Origin of the sequence: Virgibacillus sp. 6R (assembly GCF_001895305.1) — a bacterium.
GTDB classification, from domain to species: domain Bacteria; phylum Bacillota; class Bacilli; order Bacillales; family Amphibacillaceae; genus Virgibacillus; species Virgibacillus pantothenticus.
In genome coordinates this window covers 2,903,024-2,918,670 of record NZ_CP017762.1, presented here as the reverse complement: position 1 = coordinate 2,918,670, position 15,647 = coordinate 2,903,024, and the positions used below count along the sequence as shown (strand labels likewise).

Genomic DNA, 15,647 nt, shown 5'->3' with positions numbered 1-15,647 from the left:
TGTCTAAAAAACCGATCTTTTAGTTTTAGCCTCGGCTAGACCAGTATTATGACGATGACGTTTCTACCTGCTTGCTCATGGTCTTCTCCGCTTTTGTATCCTCACGATAATACAACTTTTTAGCAAGCAAGGTTTGTGAAACGAGAACCGTACCACTCACTGCCCAATATAACGGAAGTGCAGCTGGTGTACTAAACGAAATAAACCCAATCATAATCGGAGATATTAAGCCCATTATGGCCATCTGCTTTTTTTGTTTTTCCTCTATACCAATCAAAGATACACGAGATTGCAAGAAATAAACAGCTGCTGCAACAAATGGTAAAATCATGTCCACTTGCCCCAAATCGAACCATAAAAAGGAGTGCGAAGCTATCTCCTGTGAGCTTCGAATCGCATGATAAAACGCAATGACAACCGGGAATTGCAATAACATCGGAAGACAGCCCATGGAACTTAATGGATTGAATTGATGTTTTTTGTACAGCTGCATCATTTCTTGCTGCATTTCCGCTTTGGAGGCAGCATCTTGTTTGTTCTTATATTTCTGCTTCAGGGCATCCATGTCTGGCTTCATTTGATTCATCTTTGCTTTCATTTTTGCCCCATTTTTGATTTGCTTAAATGCTAGCGGCATTAACAGCAAACGAATGAGCACCGTTATAAGAACAATGGATAAGCCATAATCATCACCAAACAGTCCAGCAACATACTTAATCATTGGGGGAAAAGGATTTTGAAAACCCATCATTCCTCCATCTGCCTGACATCCAGTAAGCAGAACAAGTAAAGTTAAACTAACAACACCGTATTTCTTAAGAAAAGTGAATATAAAATGATCGTGCATATTTTTCCTCCTCGTTGTAATAAATCCATAAATTGTAACGAGAAGGGAGAGTGGTCTGTATCATCATCTGGGGAAGTTATTTGACTTGCCTTTTTAACGACCCATTGAAAGATTTCATCGCACATCCCGAATAGTTCTTGTATCGGTAATAAGCGATAACGTTCATTATGATACTCTCTTATTTGCAAGTGGTGCGTATCCATCATATGACCAAATTGAATAGCCGTAAACGAATATGCAGACGCCATCGTCAATAAGATGCTTAAATAAAAGTAAACTGGTGAAGCATCATTAATGAGCTCATTTATTAAATCCATCATTTTATATTCACCTCCTTTAACGACCTATTTATCCCATTATAACACAAGAAAGCGAATAGATTGGTTGGGAGAATATGACTTTTTGCCCTTTGAATGAATTTTTCAAGTATGGCTGCATCATTTAGATTTTAAAATCCAACCAGCACTATCGAAATTTGTCTAACTAACATGCTCTGACACGGAATTTCCATTATTTCTCTTTAAACTTTTAGCTACGACAATAAGCAAAGCTACGAGTCCCGTAATATCAGTCCATACTACTGGATATATCAACAATAGTAGCGGTAACAGCTACCTTATAAAGGAAAAATTGGGGAATTACTGTTACGAGAACTGGAACACCCCCAAGTAAAAGGGCTCACTTTTTGGTATAACGGATGAATGACCCCACTGTTTCTTCCTGTTTGATGGGTTACCATCCTACTTCTTTCTCTAATACGGCAATGGATGATTTGGGGTGCTTTTTTTCATCTGCCATGCAGTTGCTAAACCTACAATACCTCCACCGATGATTATGTAATCATACATACAATAATTCCCCCTTGCTTAGCTTCAGCTGCTCTCCATTCTATATATCATTCATATTATCCTAATTAACTAATTATTTATAATTAAACAAGTTTTTAAACTTAAAATATTTCCTTGATACAATATTTTAAAAACAGGCAATAGGATACTGTTTTTATACGGAATGGAATTGTGAACTGCGGTGATTTAGTTATGAACTTCGAGCAACCTATTTGTGCACTTCGGGCGAATTGGTTGTGAACTTTGGCGTTCTATACTATAATCGCTATGACGTATGATTAAAATTGCATAGCTAATTGCACTAGGGGAGCTATTTTAGATGGCTGAGAGGAATCATTCTGACCCTTATTACCCGATCTAGATAATACTAGCGTGGGGAAGTGCAGTCGTGACCAACTTACACTCAAGAAATTCTGTTAAATGATAATTGGCGAAGACTGCATTCCCAGCGAATGCAGTTTTTTTGTATGTATAAGAAAGTATAAACTTAGGTGCTTATGGATAATGAAATAACCGAATAGTCACGTCCAGCTCCACCGCCCAGCAACTAGGCGACTTCACGAAATCGCCTTACGATAAGTCATCATCGGTTCGTTACCTCACCGTGATTCCTTTATCTCAGTTGATTCGTTCCATTCGCTATGTTGCTAAACGGGCGCCCCGCGCCTTTGTTTATGTAAAAAATTGGGCGAAACACTGTTCTTGGTATGATTAGTCCAGGCGGCCATGTTCAGGAACAGTTGGTTAGCCTTGTAGTGCTATCAAAGGGCTACACCTTAATAAAAATTTTAGGGAGGAAGAACGAATGAAAGATCAAACCATTATTTGCAGCCAAAGTAAAATTGCAGGATGCGATTTTGCACTTTACCCGATGACAGATCAATTTGTACATGTCATTATGAAAGCATTAGAAGAAGTAGATACATCAAAGGTGTGGGTAAAAACAACAGACGTCGGAACATGTGTCAGAGGGAAAATCGTTCATGTATTCGATGTTACCAAGGCTTTGTTTCTCCATGCCGCTCAGACTGGGAATCATGTGGTATTTAGCGGGACGTATTCCATAGGCTGTCCTGGAGATTCCGCTGGTGACGTTTTCTTAGCAGAAGATGATATTAGATTAAACGAAGCACAAAGCAGCAAGATTCAACAAAATATAGCTGGGAAATTTTCTCTCTATCCATTAGGCGGCGGCGACTATATGGATATGATTTACAGTCAAATTGAAGCAATGAAGCAGGAAGGTATCCACGTATCATCAATTCACTATGCCACTCGTTTAGATGGAGAAGGAAAAGATGTATTTAATGGTTTGGAACAAGTATTCACCAATATGGAAAAGAGCGATTCTCCCCACACAGTTATGACTGTAACGATCTCAGCTAATAGTCCATCTAAAAAGGATGTGGACAACAATGAATAATTGGCGATTAAAAGAAATCATTGTCATGTCCGTGTTATCGGTCGTATTTGGAATTGTTTATTTAGCTTTTCTCCCTATAGGAAAGCTACTTGCATCCTTTATGGGACCTATAGGTTACGATTTTATTTTTGGTATCTGGTTTATCGTATCCATTATTGCAGCTTATATTTTACGGAAGCCTGGTGCAGCGTTTTTGTCCGAAACCATTGCAGCTACCGTTGAAATGCTATTAGGAAATGCGATGGGACCGATTATTATTGTGACAGGGATCATTCAAGGTCTTGGCGCTGAGACAGCTTTTGCTGCTACAAGGTATAAACGCTATTCCTTGTGGGTGTTGATGCTTGCCGGAGTAGGCGCAGCGATTTTAAGTTTTATTTGGGGCTATTTTCGTAGTGGCTATGCGGCTTTAAGCACACCTTATGTAATAAGCATGCTCGTAGCTAGAATGCTAAGCGGGGCGATTATTTCTGGTATGCTTGGAAAAGCAATTAGTGACTCCCTCGCAAAAACGGGCGTACTGTCCAGCTTTGCTCTGGGTAAACAAATGCATAAAGAGAGGTCTGTATCATGATACAAGTGAATGAGCTTTCCCTTTGGTTTGAAGGACATGAACAAGCCGTTATCAGCAAACTATCCTTTCATCTGAATGCTGGTGAAACAATGCTATTACTTGGACCGAGCGGAAGTGGAAAAAGCACGTTAACCTGTTGCTTAAATGGGATCTACCCTCGAGAACTCGATGGAAAAACGGAAGGAAAAGTCCGTATTTTCGATAAAAATGTACAAGCTACAAAACCTGGAGAAATCAGCAAGCATGTCGGTGTCGTATTTCAAGATCCTGAGAGTCAATTTTGTATGTTAACTGTAGAGGATGAAATCGCTTTTGGACTGGAAAATATAAATACGCCAAGGGAAAAAATCGCAGCCAAAATCGATGAAGCATTACAACTCGTTCATTTAACGGAACATAGAGAAGCTACCATCCATTCTCTTTCAGGAGGACAAAAACAGAAGCTAGCCCTATCCTGTGTTTTAGCACTCGAACCAGATTTCGTTATTTTAGATGAGCCTACCGCTAACTTAGACCCGTTAGCCAAGCAAGAATTTATCCAAACGATGAAAACCATCCAACAGGAAAAGAAAATTGGACTTATTGTTATTGAACATCAACTAGAAGGCTGGGTCACTTTTATACAACGAGCTTGTATATTATCAAGACAGGGACAATGTATTTTTGATGGTTCTTTAACAGAAGCAATTACGAAGCATGCTCCGCTTTTGCAATCACAAGGGATCGCTCTTCCACCAATTACGGAGCTCGTATTAAACGCTGCAGCAAACAAGCAAGCAACTTTTACGTCTATCCCACTAACGTATGACGATTTTTCAGCACATGTGTCTTATTTGGATCAGCAATATTTAGATAAACCGCCTGCCAGAAACCAAAATACAAAGGCTGCGCTTGAAGCACATCATTTGAACCTAACGAAAAACAAGCGGCAAATATTACAGCATATTACTTGTACGTTGGAGCGACCGTCGTTTATTGCTATTACCGGCGCGAACGGCAGTGGAAAAACCACGTTGACTCGGCTGTTAGCAGGAATTGAAACTCCTTCTACAGGAGAAATATATGTCAACCATCGTTTACTTAAACATTGGAAACAAAAAGAATTACGGCAACAAATTGGCTATGTATTTCAAAATCCAGAACACCAATTTATTACAGATAGTGTGTTTGAAGAAATTGCTTATACTTTACGTTTGAGAACATATCCCGAAACAACGATTAAAGAAAAAGTTTTCCATACATTAGAAAGTTGCCAATTGCAAGGGATGGAGCTTAGACATCCTTATACATTAAGTCAAGGGCAAAAACGCCGCCTTAGTGTGGCAACCATGATTGTCGATGAACAAAACATCTTGTTCCTGGATGAGCCGACCTTTGGGCAAGACGCTGCCTCCACCCGTGAACTGATGCGATTATTAGAGGAACGATATAAAAATGGAACAACGATTATCATGGTGACGCACGATATGGACATTGTCGATCAATATGCTGATCGGGTTATCGTATTGGAAAATGGCCAAATCGTCATAGATGAAACACCTGAACAGCTATGGGAACGACCGTGTTTAAACAAATGGCATTTGGATTATCCGACACGGATCAAATTAAAACGGCATTTGGAGGGGTACCATGTCTACATTGCTAAATAACATCAATCCGAGTATAAAAGCAATTACTGTCGTTATTTCTGTTTGCCTATTAACATTCGTGTTTGATCCATTTACTCCACTTGTTTATTGTATTTTAACCATACTGCTCACTTTCCTGTTTGGAAAAGTTGCTTGGAAAATGTATCTGCTTTATTTTCTTGTTATTTGTCTTTTATCGATTGGCATGCTTTGGACGTCAGTCGCCTTTGCAGATGAACCAAATAATCCTCAGTTGACGATGCAATTTCTCTTTTGGGAATTACCGAAAGAGAATGTTACCGTCGCCTTATCTTTAACCTTGCGTATGCTAGCATTTGCTGCTTTATCGTTTATGTTTATTTTCACGACCAACATGGTTCATTTTATTCTAAGCCTTATGCAGCAATGTAAACTGCCACCTAAACTCGCATATGGCATACTTGCAGGCTATCGCTTTTTACCTTTGATGCGTGATGAGCTACAACAAATTCGCGCGGCTCATCAGGTAAGGGGAGTCAACCGAGTCTCTGGTTTAAAAGAAACCATTCAGCAGTACAAACGCTATGCTATCCCTTTACTTTCCGGAGCCATTAGGAAAGCTGAACGAACAGCCATCGCTATGGAATCAAAAGGCTTCAGTGGGGAAAAGAACCGTGCCTTTTACCGACAGTTTCAGGTTACTTTTATCGATTGGCTTTTTTTAGGTGGCATGATTGTTCTACTGGCAGCCACCGTAGCTATCTCTATCAAATTGGGATATTTCAGCTGGTATAAAGGACAATTTTAAGAACAGGCAATAAGCTGACTATTAGACATTCATATAGTCAGCTTATTGCCTGTTGACAACAGAGGCTTGGTTAGATACGGTAACAAATCGTCTGTCCTATCATTTTCATATGATTTAAGCAAAAGAACAAAGGCGCAGGGCGCCCGTTTAGCAACGTAGCGAATGGAACGAATCAACTGAGATAAAGGAATCACGGTGAGGTAACGAACCGATGAGGACTTATCGTAGGGCGCATTTCTAAAGTCGCCTAGTTGCTGGCGCTGAAGCCGGACGTGGCTATTCAGTTATTCCCTTATCCCAAAGCAACAAATTTTATACTTTCTTATCTTTGAACAAAGGCGCGGGGCGCCCGTTTAGCAACGTAGCGAATGGAACCGAATCAACTAAAGATAAAGGAATCACGGTGAGGTAACGAACCGATGAGGACTTATCGTAGGGCGCATTTCTAAAGTCGCATCGTTGCTGGGCTCATGCGCCGGACGTGACTAGTCGATTTATTTCGTTATCCACAAGCACCTAGTTTTATAGGCTCCTTTAAAATAAAGATGATGATGCAGCCTGCACCCATCATTGAATACAGAACCGCAATCCGTACACTGATTTATATGTAAGTACTGGTCAATCGTAAATCCCGTTTTACAGACACCACATAAAATAGCTTTCTGGTTAAATTGATCTTTTGGCCAAACCTCTATGTGATGACTTTCGGCTTGTTGATGACATTGATAGCAAGGATAGTACTTTTGGCAACACTTAAACTTTATAGCAATAATATCTTTTGGTGAATGATAATGCACACATCGGGTCTCTTGATCTACCACTTGCCCATAAATATGAACCATTCTATCTCCCCCTTCCAAATTTAGTTATGGTTGACGGTTACACCAAATAATTCAATTGCCTCTCTCCCTCATTCTTTTTCCGAAAGATGCATGGGTTGAAAAGGTATACCTGCTAAGGTCGATATCGTTTAAAGAAGTATGATTAAAAACACTTGTAATTTCTATTGACTCTCACGTTACGATAGACCTTATACTCCTTTTTAGTTGCTTACTGAAAGGAGTATAGATTATGAAGCATGTAACTAAAATGATTAAACTTGAATTAGAAGCAGGTGAAGCGAACCCAGCAAAGGTTGGAAAGGATTTGGCTCCAACGGGAATTAATCTTTTACAATTTTGCAAAGCATATAATGAACAGACCAAAGGTAAATCGGGAGAAATCATTCCAGCTGAAATAATTATCTATGAAGATCGCACATTTTCTATCCAATTAAAAACACCACCGGCTGCTTTCCTATTGAAAAAGTACGCTACTATCACTAAAGGCGCTAATACAACTGGTCATCAACAAGTTGGCGTTATCACACAAGCTCAACTAAAGAAAATTGCTGAGATTAAATTACCTGATTTAAACACAACCCGTATAGAAAGTGCCATGAAGATGATAGCAGGAACAGCTAAGAGCATGGGAATTCGCATAGAAGAAAAATAACCTACTAAGTAATTAGTTCTGTTCCATTATTATATCATAACGATACTGCTACCTTTACTTGTTTGGAAGTCGTTAACTTTAGCTTGTCTGCACCCTGTTACCGAACTGCACCCCCCATTGTTAGAGATAAATCGACTAATTGGCGGTGCAGTTTTTATGTAGTAATTCGTATACTCTATAGAATTCGCCGATGTTCGCAGTTCAATTGCTCGAAGTTCACAACTAATTCGCCGGAGTTCAAAATTTGCTAGTACTAAACAGGATTCATTTACAAATTCAAAGCTGAACGACTAAAAAAATATCACGTTAGGTTTTTTCGCTAAGTTTTTTAATATCATAGATGCTAATCAATGAAACAAGGTTACAGCAAAATTCATAGGTCTTTATGAACACCTTCCACGCGCCATTCCACTTCCCGTTTTTATCCGATTCAGGACAAAAGCCACCATTCTGCAAAAAAAATTTAATAAATTTTTTCAAAACGTGAAACTTATACATTTTTTATTCGTACTAGTATAATGAATATATGCTAAGAAAAGCTGAGGTGAATACATGAGTATATTGGGGCGTTTATTTGGCAACAAAAAAGAAACAAGTAAGCCAATTGTGGAAAGAAATATGTTTAATTTGCAAATAAATGACATTGTTACATTTGACCTAGAAGACTACAAAGTCGTAGGGAAAATCGACTATGACGATCACGGCTTCAAATGGTATATATATCAACTAGAAGGTACGCATAAAACGTTATGGTTAAGCGTAGAAATGGATGATGAACTTAATCTTGGTATATATAAGAAAATTAAATTACCTATTCAAGAGCCCATTCCTAAAAAAATTTCCTATGAAGGAACAACGTTTTACTTGGATGAATCTGGTAAAGCTCGCGTAATTGGAGCTGGTCGCAGTGAAAACTTAACTGGATTAACCTGTGAATACTACGATTTTTATGACGATTCAGACGAAAAGGCACTCTCGTTAGAAAAATGGGGCAATGAAATCGAAGTGAGCATTGGATATGAAATTGAAGAATATGAATTAAAAATTATCGCTAGTAGTTAATAATAATAAATATAATGGAGGAATGACCATGTTTAAATTTTTCAAACGTATGAAAACCGTTGTAGAATCTGAATTGAACGCTGCTTTAGATAAAGCAGAAGACCCTGTAAAAATGCTCGATCAATTTATGCGTGATATGGAAGAAGATATTCGTGAAGCAGAAGCTGCTGTTGCCAAACAAATTGCAAATGAAAAAATGATGCACCGTAAATATGAAGATGCACAGAAAATGGTTAAAAAGCGTGAAGAACAAGCTATGAAAGCAGTAGAAGCAGGAAATGATGACCTTGCTAAACGTGCTTTGGAAGATAAAAAGTTACATCAGCAAACAGCTGATTCCTTAAAAGAATCTTATGAGCGTGCCAAACAAGACTCAACGGTATTACGCCAGAAGCTAGATGAAATGAAGGCAGAATATCAGGAAATGAAGTTGAAAAAGGATTCCTTGAAAGCACGGGCAGAATCTGCAAAAACAAGAACAAAAATGAACCGTACGTTATCTGGTATTGGTAGCGACGAATCCAAACAAGGCTTTGAACGCATGGAAGAAAAAGTGCTTAAATATGAAGCAGAAGCAGAAACAAGCGAGGACATGCAAAGCTCTAGCCGTAGCCTTGATGACGAATTCGAAGCTCTGGAGAAAAGTGATGTCGATGATGAACTTGCTGCCCTAAAGAAAAAACTAGGCAAAGAATAACATCCAGATAGAAATATAACAGATGAAGGGGATCTTTATTCAGCAGGAGTTTTCATCCATATCCTACTGAAATGTGAAATAGAACAAAGGCGCGGGGCGCCCGTTTAGCAACGTAGCGAATGGAACGAATCAACTAAAGATTTAGGAATCATGCCACTAAAAACAGGGGTATGCCGACGCCTGAGCGGTAAGCCCGTTTTTAGTCGGCCTTCCTTTTTTCCACGAACCGATGAGGCCTTATCGTAGGGCGCATTTCTAAAAAGTCGCATCGTTGCTGGGCTCATGAGCCGGACGTGGCTTCGGTTATTTCGTTATCTCCAAGCGCCTAAATTTATACTTTCTTATCTCTTTAGAAAAACTTGGCTTGTCGCCAAGTCTTATGCGGAAGCCTTTGTTTTTCTTATACTATAAACCCAAAAAATCTTATACTTTCCTATAGTGGAACAAAGACTTAACCCTTAAGTCCCCTTTTTTCTGTGCGTCGCTCCTCCCGCGATCGACATCTTACAGGCCCAATGGACCGGGCATTTAGGTGGCGTTGTCTCCTACCCAAACCATTTCAGATCCTTGAAGTGGGAGGCTTCATATACCTTATATGCGGGGTAAATTCATACACATTCTATGCAACGTTAACGAATAAGATAAGTTAGGCGCTCAGGATGGTGTCTTCCTGAGCGCCTTTACTTAGATTCTCAAAAAAAGAAGGTGAGAATATGAAGCGTTCACTTTCCTTTGTTCTGGTATCTTTATTGCTCTTTCTAACCGCCTGTGGAAGTCAGGCCAGTACCTCAGAAGGAACTCTGTTTGAACATGATATTGCTAAATTTATTGATCAAAATTATACATTTCAAGATGTTGTTTCTAGTCAAGAGAATTCCTCTGACATATCTGAAATATACATAGCTGAGGACAAAAGCATTGATGAGGTAGTAAACGAACTACAAGAGCATGAAGAACCCGAAAAGCTAAGTGAAAGAAGCGATAACAAGCAAGCCCTTATTTACGATAACTTGTTTGTAATCGTAACAGAAGATGAAGATAACCCGGAAAATTCAACAGTTGAAATTGCGGAACAGCAATTCGTACGGGATAATTATAATCCGAGCTTTTTTAATGGTTTATTTGCACTTTGGTTATTGGATGAAGTTTTAGACGTTGATGATTGGGGGAAGAAACGTCAAAGCAAATGTAAAAATTCCGGAGACTGTTATGGAGGCTATCAATCTTCGGGCGGTTTATACAAGAAGTCAAGTGATTCAAAATCTATCCGTTCTTCCTCTGTTCGAGGCGGCGGCCCAGGTGCTGGTAAATAATGCGAATAATTAAAGAAAAGAAAGGATGAACTCCATGGAACCATTTGTTTCAACTTTGATATACTTTTTCGTGGCTATTTTTATTGTACTTATAGGCTTAATTATTTTTGAACTGATGACACAGAAATACAAAGATTGGGATGAAGTTTTAAAAGGTAATCATGCTGTAGCTTTATCGATCGGCGGGAAAATCGTCGGAATCTGTATCGTTCTTGCCTTCTCTATCTATAATAGTGCTAATATCATTGATACACTCATCTGGGGCGGTGTAGGGATCGTCCTGCAAATGGTAGCGTATTTACTATTCCAATTGTTCACGCGTAATTTCTCTGTGGAAGAACAGTTACAAAAAGGTAATATAGCTGTTGGAATTATCAGCATGAGTGTATCCATTGGGCTTGGATTTGTAATTGGGGCATCTATCACTTAAGAACCCCCACGAAAGAACAAAGGCGCGGGGCGACCGTTTAGCAACGTAGCGAATGGAACGAATCAACTAAAGATAAAGTGAACCTTCAATCAACGGGGTTTTCCTCATCCCCACTGATTGTTAGTACCACCAGGGTATGACCTAAAGGCCCTTGAACGAATCGGGGATTTAGGTGCTGTTACCTCCCGCTTCGGCTTGTTCAGCTCACTTCTTCCATTCTTGAAGTGGGAGTCTACAACGCCTTTTTACGGGATAAAGGAAGCATACCACTAAAAACAGGGGTATGCCGACGCCTGAGCGGCAAGCCTGTTTTTAGTCGACCTTCCTCTTTGTGACGAACCGATGAGGCCGTATCGTAGGGCGCATTTCTAAAGTCGCATCGTTGCTGGGCTCATGCGCCGGACGTGGCTTCGGTTATTTCGTTATCTCCAAGCGCCTAAATTTATACTTTGTATGAAAAAACGCTATTTACCATTATATAACTTATTTATTTTAGGTAGTATTTCAAGAATCTAAACATTATAAAGCAACATTTTTCATAATAGATGGTGGCTCGCGCTCTAGGCTAGCCATGGTGGTTTCTTATCTTCTAAAAAAGGCTAATACGATACTAAGAAATACCTTAACTTATGAGAGTAAAACAAGTTGTAATGATTGCAATCGGCCTATTAGTCGATTGCCTTTTTTTAAACATTCTCATAAGATTAATCTAGCAACAATGACTATTGCACGAAATGAAGTTTTTTTAAAAGATAAAGTGAATCTTCCAACTGTGGAGGTTGTCGTTCACCCCCAAGGTTTGTTAGTAGCTCCAGGGTATGACCTAAAGGCCTCTGAACGAATATGTAGGTGCTATTATCTCCCACTTAGACTTGTCGCAATATGAGATATCCAACTCCTGAAGTGGGAATCTTCCAGCACCTTATATGCGGGATAAAATTAAACAAGGGAAAAGGAGAATCAGATATGCTTAATATTGGTAGTCTCGTGCTTGGATTAATTGCTTGGATACTTCCTATTGTTAGTCTCATGAAATATAAAAAACAAACCCATCAAAATTGGGCCATTCTTTCCATTATAAGCATTAGTGCTTGTGCAATTTCGCTAGGCTTGCAAATCTTCGATAGCTATCATCTAGTAAAACTGGAAGATTGGTCTGCTCTTATGGATACAATGGGGGCTGTAGCAATCATTGCCGCAGTTCTTCTATTCGTTACCATCCTATTAAATATACTTAATTTAATTATATACCATCGTAAAAGCACAGATTAGAACGTTCCATTAACAGTTTGCAAGTTTGAACTCATTCAATCATTATGCCAATGATACATTTATAGCATTCTGCTATGTATCGGATCCATATCGAGGAGAAAGTATCTTTACAAACTTGTTCAAATTTTTGATTCATGTAAAAATAGTAAGGTACATATGCTATTTCTACCAAATGAAACAAGAATAGTGTTAGACGTATTTTGGTCTATCGAATAGACATACAATTAAAGCTCTAACACCTATTCTTCTCTCTTAGAAATGTATGTATTAAGTGAACCTTCCACCAGTGGGGGCATCCCCCAGTGATTGTTAGTACCGTAATGGTATGACCTAAAGGTCTCTAAAACGAACCGGGCATTTAGGTGCTGTTATCTCCCACTTAGACTTGTTGGGTACAGATTATCCTGAAATTGGGAGTATTACAGCACCTTATATAGCGGGACAAGTTATGTTTCTAAGAACCTTTAAGCCTCTCATGAACGGTTAAGATGATTTTTTTTACAAGGAGACTTACGTGTGAATCATTTAAGCATTAAACAAAGCAAAGCCATTTATTGGGCTTCTGGAATCGTATCTATATGTGGAATCATTTTTGAAGTTTTATTTGGAGCAGCTGGCTCTTACTTACTGGGAGATGGTGTAAAACAATACACTCTCACCATTTCACTCTTTTTAACCGGTATGGGAATTGGTGCGACGCTTAGTGAAAAAGTAACCAAGAATTTAATTTTATCGTTTGTTTGGATTGAATTCGCAATCGGTTTAATAGGTGGTTTTTCTACATTTGTATTATTTGGAGTTACTGCCTTTTTAAGTTCAGGAATGGATGCTTTCTTTCTTTACTTTATCACCTTAGTAGTTGGCGCCCTTACAGGGGTTGAACTCCCGATTTTAATCCGTAAAGCAAATGAAATTGGCGTCACCTTACAAAAAAGTACCGCAAGAGTTCTATTCTCAGATTACGCAGGTGGACTCATTGGTGGCTTGCTTTTCGTTTATTTGTTCCGACCACAATTCGGATTAGTTAAGTCTGCCTTTATTGTAGCGCTTATTAACGTAATTGTTGCCTTATGGATTCTAGTCTATTTTAAGAAAGAGATCCAAACATTTAAGCGACATTTTATCGCTGGCATTATTATTTTCGTTGTATTAGTCCTTGGCGTTATCTTCGGGGAGAAGACTGCCTTTCTCTTTGAACAAAAACTATATAATGACCCGATCATTTATAACGAACAAACCGCTTATCAACAAGTTATCTTAACAAAAGAGCAAGGGGACCTGCGCCTTTTCTTAGATGGACAACTGCAATTTAGTTCAACAGATGAATACCGCTATCATGAAGTACTCGTCCACCCGGCTATGGCTACTGCTTCTTCAATTGAAAATGTTCTTGTGTTAGGAGGTGGGGATGGGCTGGCACTACGAGAATTACAAAAATACGATGACATAAAATCCATGACGCTTGTTGATTTAGACCCCAAAGTAACCCACCTTGGTAAAAGCCACCATGAGATTACTGAGCTAAATCAACAGGCTTTTGAAGATGAGCGGGTAAAGGTTGTGAATGCAGACGCTTTTAAATACTTACAAGGTCATCAGGAGTTATACGATATTATACTTGTTGATATGCCTGACCCTAACAATGAATCCTTAAATAAGCTCTATACCCTTGAATTTTATCAGCTGGTCCGTAATCACTTGCGTCCCGGAGGCGCTATGATGGTACAGGCAACAAGTCCAACTTTTGCTACAGAAGTGTATTGGTCGATTAATAAAACCATTCAAGCAGCTGAACTATATACAGACAATCTCCATGTAGACGTTCCTAGCTTTGGTGATTGGGGGTTTGTACTGGCAAAACGCGAGGAATTTGATTTAGAGGATATGGATATTTCTGTTGATACGAAGTTTCTAACCAACGATGTATTAGACGGACTAGCAACGTTTGGTAAGGACATTGATCAACATATTGTGGATAAAAAAGGCAACGAAATAGCTCTAGATGTCAATACATTAATCCGCCCTACCTTGATTGAAAAATACGAAAAGGCATGGCAAAGTTATTAAAGCAAGTAGCTTACCCTTAGGTACTACTTGCTTGTTTTTTAATATACTTTTACAGAGAACTCAACGCTTTTTTTACCTGGTTCGCTTATGGGATCCTTTTTTCGGGTTAGTTGGCTTAGGCCATAGCGGACGTGCAACATGCTGAATCATCGTATAAAATACAACCTGCCACTGCTCTTCTGGAAGCTTTCCAATCATTGTGGAAGATTTCACACCCAAATTTCTTTTCAAATGTTTCATTTGCGGAGCAGTGAATACACCTTTAAGAACCATTTCCATACTTGCTTTTGGCTGCTTAAGTGCGTATTGAGCAAGGTCTAGAAAAGCCATATAATGCTTATTTTCAATGAGCGGCTGGTTTTTTCTTGTTATTTTGATCATCGCAGAATCTACTTTTGGTGGTGGGGAGAAGCAATCCCTTGAAACATCTTTCATATAGGTAAGATCAAACCACATCCGCCAAACCAGTACATAAGCATTTCTTATAAACGTTGCAGTAAATCGTTTGCCAGCTCCCTTTTCCATAATAATTACTCCTCGGTCAAACGCTCCTGAAGGGTGATTGAGCAGCATCTTCATAATTGGTGTCGTAATAGCGTATGGGATACTAGCTACCACAACATATTTCTTTTTAGGCAAATTTATTTTTAAAATATCTTCATGAATGATTTGCGTGTTTTTATTTTTGGCCGTTTTCAATTTTAATATTTGAACAAACGTATGATCATATTCTACTGCCAACACTTTAGCTGCTTTTTGTGCCAAGATAGTCGTTAATGCCCCCTTGCCTGCACCTAGCTCCAATACTGTATCCTGCTTGCTGACAGAAGCTTTCTTGATCATTTCATATAATACTTGTTTTTTATGGAGTAAATGTTGTCCTAAGTAATTGGGGGGTTCCCCTCTACTTAGTTTTTTCCCGCTATACTTATGCATTTTCTTCGTCATTATACTTCTTCCTTTCCTAATCGTACTTAACTTGTTACATAAAAAAACACCAGCTATTGCCAGTGATCTTTAAAGTAAAAGGAAGAAGGTCATTATGATACGTAATGTATACGTTAACCAGGCTATTTAGTCTCCATTAACATTTGCATTTTTAGTTCCATCAGAGATGTCATGCAATTCGAAGCCTTTATTTAAATATATCCACCACTATTTAGTGGCAACAAATTCCTTGGCTAACGATAGGCATTATTTGTACA

At 38.8% G+C, this 15,647-nt stretch carries 15 protein-coding genes, 1 pseudogene and 1 riboswitch; of the genes and pseudogenes, 11 read left to right on the top strand and 5 right to left on the bottom strand.

The window, feature by feature from the left end; translation table 11 throughout:
• Window positions 1–46 precede the first annotated feature (46 nt).
• The 3 genes and pseudogenes from yidC to BKP57_RS23455 form a co-directional block, all read right to left on the bottom strand.
• The gene (yidC, locus tag BKP57_RS13275; RefSeq protein ID WP_050349894.1) at window positions 47–847 is read right to left on the bottom strand and encodes a membrane protein insertase YidC; all 801 of its coding nucleotides are present in this window, start codon (window positions 845–847) and stop codon (window positions 47–49) included.
• On the bottom strand, window positions 793–1,167 hold the full coding sequence (locus BKP57_RS22150; RefSeq protein WP_076361990.1) for a hypothetical protein: 375 nt from the start codon (window positions 1,165–1,167) through the stop codon (window positions 793–795). Before BKP57_RS22150 ends, yidC begins: the two co-directional genes overlap by 55 nt.
• A gap of 377 nt (window positions 1,168–1,544) precedes the next feature.
• Window positions 1,545–1,695: pseudogene (locus tag BKP57_RS23455) on the bottom strand (FAD-dependent oxidoreductase); the annotation flags it as partial.
• 293 nt (window positions 1,696–1,988) lie between these two features.
• Window positions 1,989–2,091: riboswitch (TPP riboswitch) on the top strand.
• 409 nt (window positions 2,092–2,500) lie between these two features.
• Between BKP57_RS23455 and BKP57_RS13270 the strand changes: the two are divergent.
• From BKP57_RS13270 to BKP57_RS13255, 4 genes are read left to right on the top strand one after another with little or no spacing between them, the layout of a single operon-like run.
• On the top strand, window positions 2,501–3,118 hold the full coding sequence (locus tag BKP57_RS13270; RefSeq protein ID WP_072741675.1) for a YkoF family thiamine/hydroxymethylpyrimidine-binding protein: 618 nt from the start codon (window positions 2,501–2,503) through the stop codon (window positions 3,116–3,118).
• Window positions 3,111–3,692 (top strand): ECF transporter S component, encoded by a 582-nt coding sequence (locus tag BKP57_RS13265; protein ID WP_050349892.1) that lies wholly within the window; start codon window positions 3,111–3,113, stop codon window positions 3,690–3,692. The genes BKP57_RS13270 and BKP57_RS13265 overlap by 8 nt, the downstream gene beginning before the upstream one ends.
• Window positions 3,689–5,341, top strand: a complete 1,653-nt coding sequence (locus BKP57_RS13260; protein WP_072741674.1) for an ABC transporter ATP-binding protein — start codon at window positions 3,689–3,691, stop codon at window positions 5,339–5,341. The genes BKP57_RS13265 and BKP57_RS13260 overlap by 4 nt, the downstream gene beginning before the upstream one ends.
• Window positions 5,322–6,107 carry an energy-coupling factor transporter transmembrane component T family protein gene (locus BKP57_RS13255; RefSeq protein WP_050349890.1) on the top strand — a complete coding sequence of 262 codons (786 nt, stop codon included), beginning with the start codon at window positions 5,322–5,324 and terminating at the stop codon, window positions 6,105–6,107. The genes BKP57_RS13260 and BKP57_RS13255 overlap by 20 nt, the downstream gene beginning before the upstream one ends.
• A 494-nt stretch (window positions 6,108–6,601) precedes the next feature.
• On the opposite strand, the gene BKP57_RS13250 is transcribed toward BKP57_RS13255, so the two are convergent.
• Window positions 6,602–6,949 carry a CHY zinc finger protein gene (locus BKP57_RS13250; RefSeq protein ID WP_050349889.1) on the bottom strand — a complete coding sequence of 116 codons (348 nt, stop codon included), beginning with the start codon at window positions 6,947–6,949 and terminating at the stop codon, window positions 6,602–6,604.
• Between the two features lie 229 nt (window positions 6,950–7,178).
• On the opposite strand from BKP57_RS13250, the gene rplK reads away from it, so the two are divergent.
• The 7 genes from rplK (at window position 7,179) to BKP57_RS13210 (ending at window position 14,442) form a co-directional block, all read left to right on the top strand.
• Window positions 7,179–7,601 carry a 50S ribosomal protein L11 gene (gene rplK / locus BKP57_RS13245; protein ID WP_050349888.1) on the top strand — a complete coding sequence of 141 codons (423 nt, stop codon included), beginning with the start codon at window positions 7,179–7,181 and terminating at the stop codon, window positions 7,599–7,601.
• A 552-nt stretch (window positions 7,602–8,153) separates the two neighbouring features.
• The gene (locus BKP57_RS13240) at window positions 8,154–8,663 is read left to right on the top strand and encodes a DUF4178 domain-containing protein (RefSeq protein ID WP_050349887.1); all 510 of its coding nucleotides are present in this window, start codon (window positions 8,154–8,156) and stop codon (window positions 8,661–8,663) included.
• Window positions 8,664–8,691: 28 nt separating this feature from the next.
• Window positions 8,692–9,360 (top strand): PspA/IM30 family protein, encoded by a 669-nt coding sequence (locus BKP57_RS13235; protein ID WP_050349886.1) that lies wholly within the window; start codon window positions 8,692–8,694, stop codon window positions 9,358–9,360.
• A 713-nt stretch (window positions 9,361–10,073) separates the two neighbouring features.
• Entirely contained in the window at window positions 10,074–10,673 is a 600-nt protein-coding gene (locus BKP57_RS13230; protein ID WP_072741673.1) for a DUF4247 domain-containing protein, read from the top strand.
• Window positions 10,674–10,707: 34 nt separating this feature from the next.
• Window positions 10,708–11,103: a DUF350 domain-containing protein gene (locus BKP57_RS13225; RefSeq protein WP_050349884.1), complete on the top strand. Its 396-nt coding sequence runs from the start codon at window positions 10,708–10,710 to the stop codon at window positions 11,101–11,103.
• Window positions 11,104–12,069: 966 nt separating this feature from the next.
• Entirely contained in the window at window positions 12,070–12,375 is a 306-nt protein-coding gene (locus BKP57_RS13215) for a hypothetical protein (RefSeq protein WP_072741672.1), read from the top strand.
• A 516-nt stretch (window positions 12,376–12,891) separates the two neighbouring features.
• Window positions 12,892–14,442 (top strand): polyamine aminopropyltransferase, encoded by a 1,551-nt coding sequence (locus tag BKP57_RS13210; protein ID WP_072741671.1) that lies wholly within the window; start codon window positions 12,892–12,894, stop codon window positions 14,440–14,442.
• A gap of 72 nt (window positions 14,443–14,514) precedes the next feature.
• Here the strand turns inward: BKP57_RS13210 and erm are convergent, their stop codons facing one another.
• Window positions 14,515–15,390, bottom strand: a complete 876-nt coding sequence (gene erm / locus BKP57_RS13205) for a 23S ribosomal RNA methyltransferase Erm (RefSeq protein ID WP_072741670.1) — start codon at window positions 15,388–15,390, stop codon at window positions 14,515–14,517.
• Between the last annotated feature and the right edge of the window lie 257 nt (window positions 15,391–15,647).

Coding starts and splice junctions, on each gene's coding strand:
- BKP57_RS13270 (WP_072741675.1), top strand. CDS start 2,501: ATGAAAGATCAAACCATTATTTGCAGCCAAAGTAAAATTGCAGGATGC.
- BKP57_RS13260 (WP_072741674.1), top strand. CDS start 3,689: ATGATACAAGTGAATGAGCTTTCCCTTTGGTTTGAAGGACATGAACAA.
- BKP57_RS13235 (WP_050349886.1), top strand. CDS start 8,692: ATGTTTAAATTTTTCAAACGTATGAAAACCGTTGTAGAATCTGAATTG.
- yidC (WP_050349894.1), bottom strand. CDS start 847: ATGCACGATCATTTTATATTCACTTTTCTTAAGAAATACGGTGTTGTT.
- erm (WP_072741670.1), bottom strand. CDS start 15,390: ATGACGAAGAAAATGCATAAGTATAGCGGGAAAAAACTAAGTAGAGGG.
- BKP57_RS13255 (WP_050349890.1), top strand. CDS start 5,322: ATGTCTACATTGCTAAATAACATCAATCCGAGTATAAAAGCAATTACT.
- rplK (WP_050349888.1), top strand. CDS start 7,179: ATGAAGCATGTAACTAAAATGATTAAACTTGAATTAGAAGCAGGTGAA.
- BKP57_RS13225 (WP_050349884.1), top strand. CDS start 10,708: ATGGAACCATTTGTTTCAACTTTGATATACTTTTTCGTGGCTATTTTT.
- BKP57_RS13265 (WP_050349892.1), top strand. CDS start 3,111: ATGAATAATTGGCGATTAAAAGAAATCATTGTCATGTCCGTGTTATCG.
- BKP57_RS13215 (WP_072741672.1), top strand. CDS start 12,070: ATGCTTAATATTGGTAGTCTCGTGCTTGGATTAATTGCTTGGATACTT.
- BKP57_RS13240 (WP_050349887.1), top strand. CDS start 8,154: ATGAGTATATTGGGGCGTTTATTTGGCAACAAAAAAGAAACAAGTAAG.
- BKP57_RS22150 (WP_076361990.1), bottom strand. CDS start 1,167: ATGATGGATTTAATAAATGAGCTCATTAATGATGCTTCACCAGTTTAC.
- BKP57_RS13230 (WP_072741673.1), top strand. CDS start 10,074: ATGAAGCGTTCACTTTCCTTTGTTCTGGTATCTTTATTGCTCTTTCTA.
- BKP57_RS13250 (WP_050349889.1), bottom strand. CDS start 6,949: ATGGTTCATATTTATGGGCAAGTGGTAGATCAAGAGACCCGATGTGTG.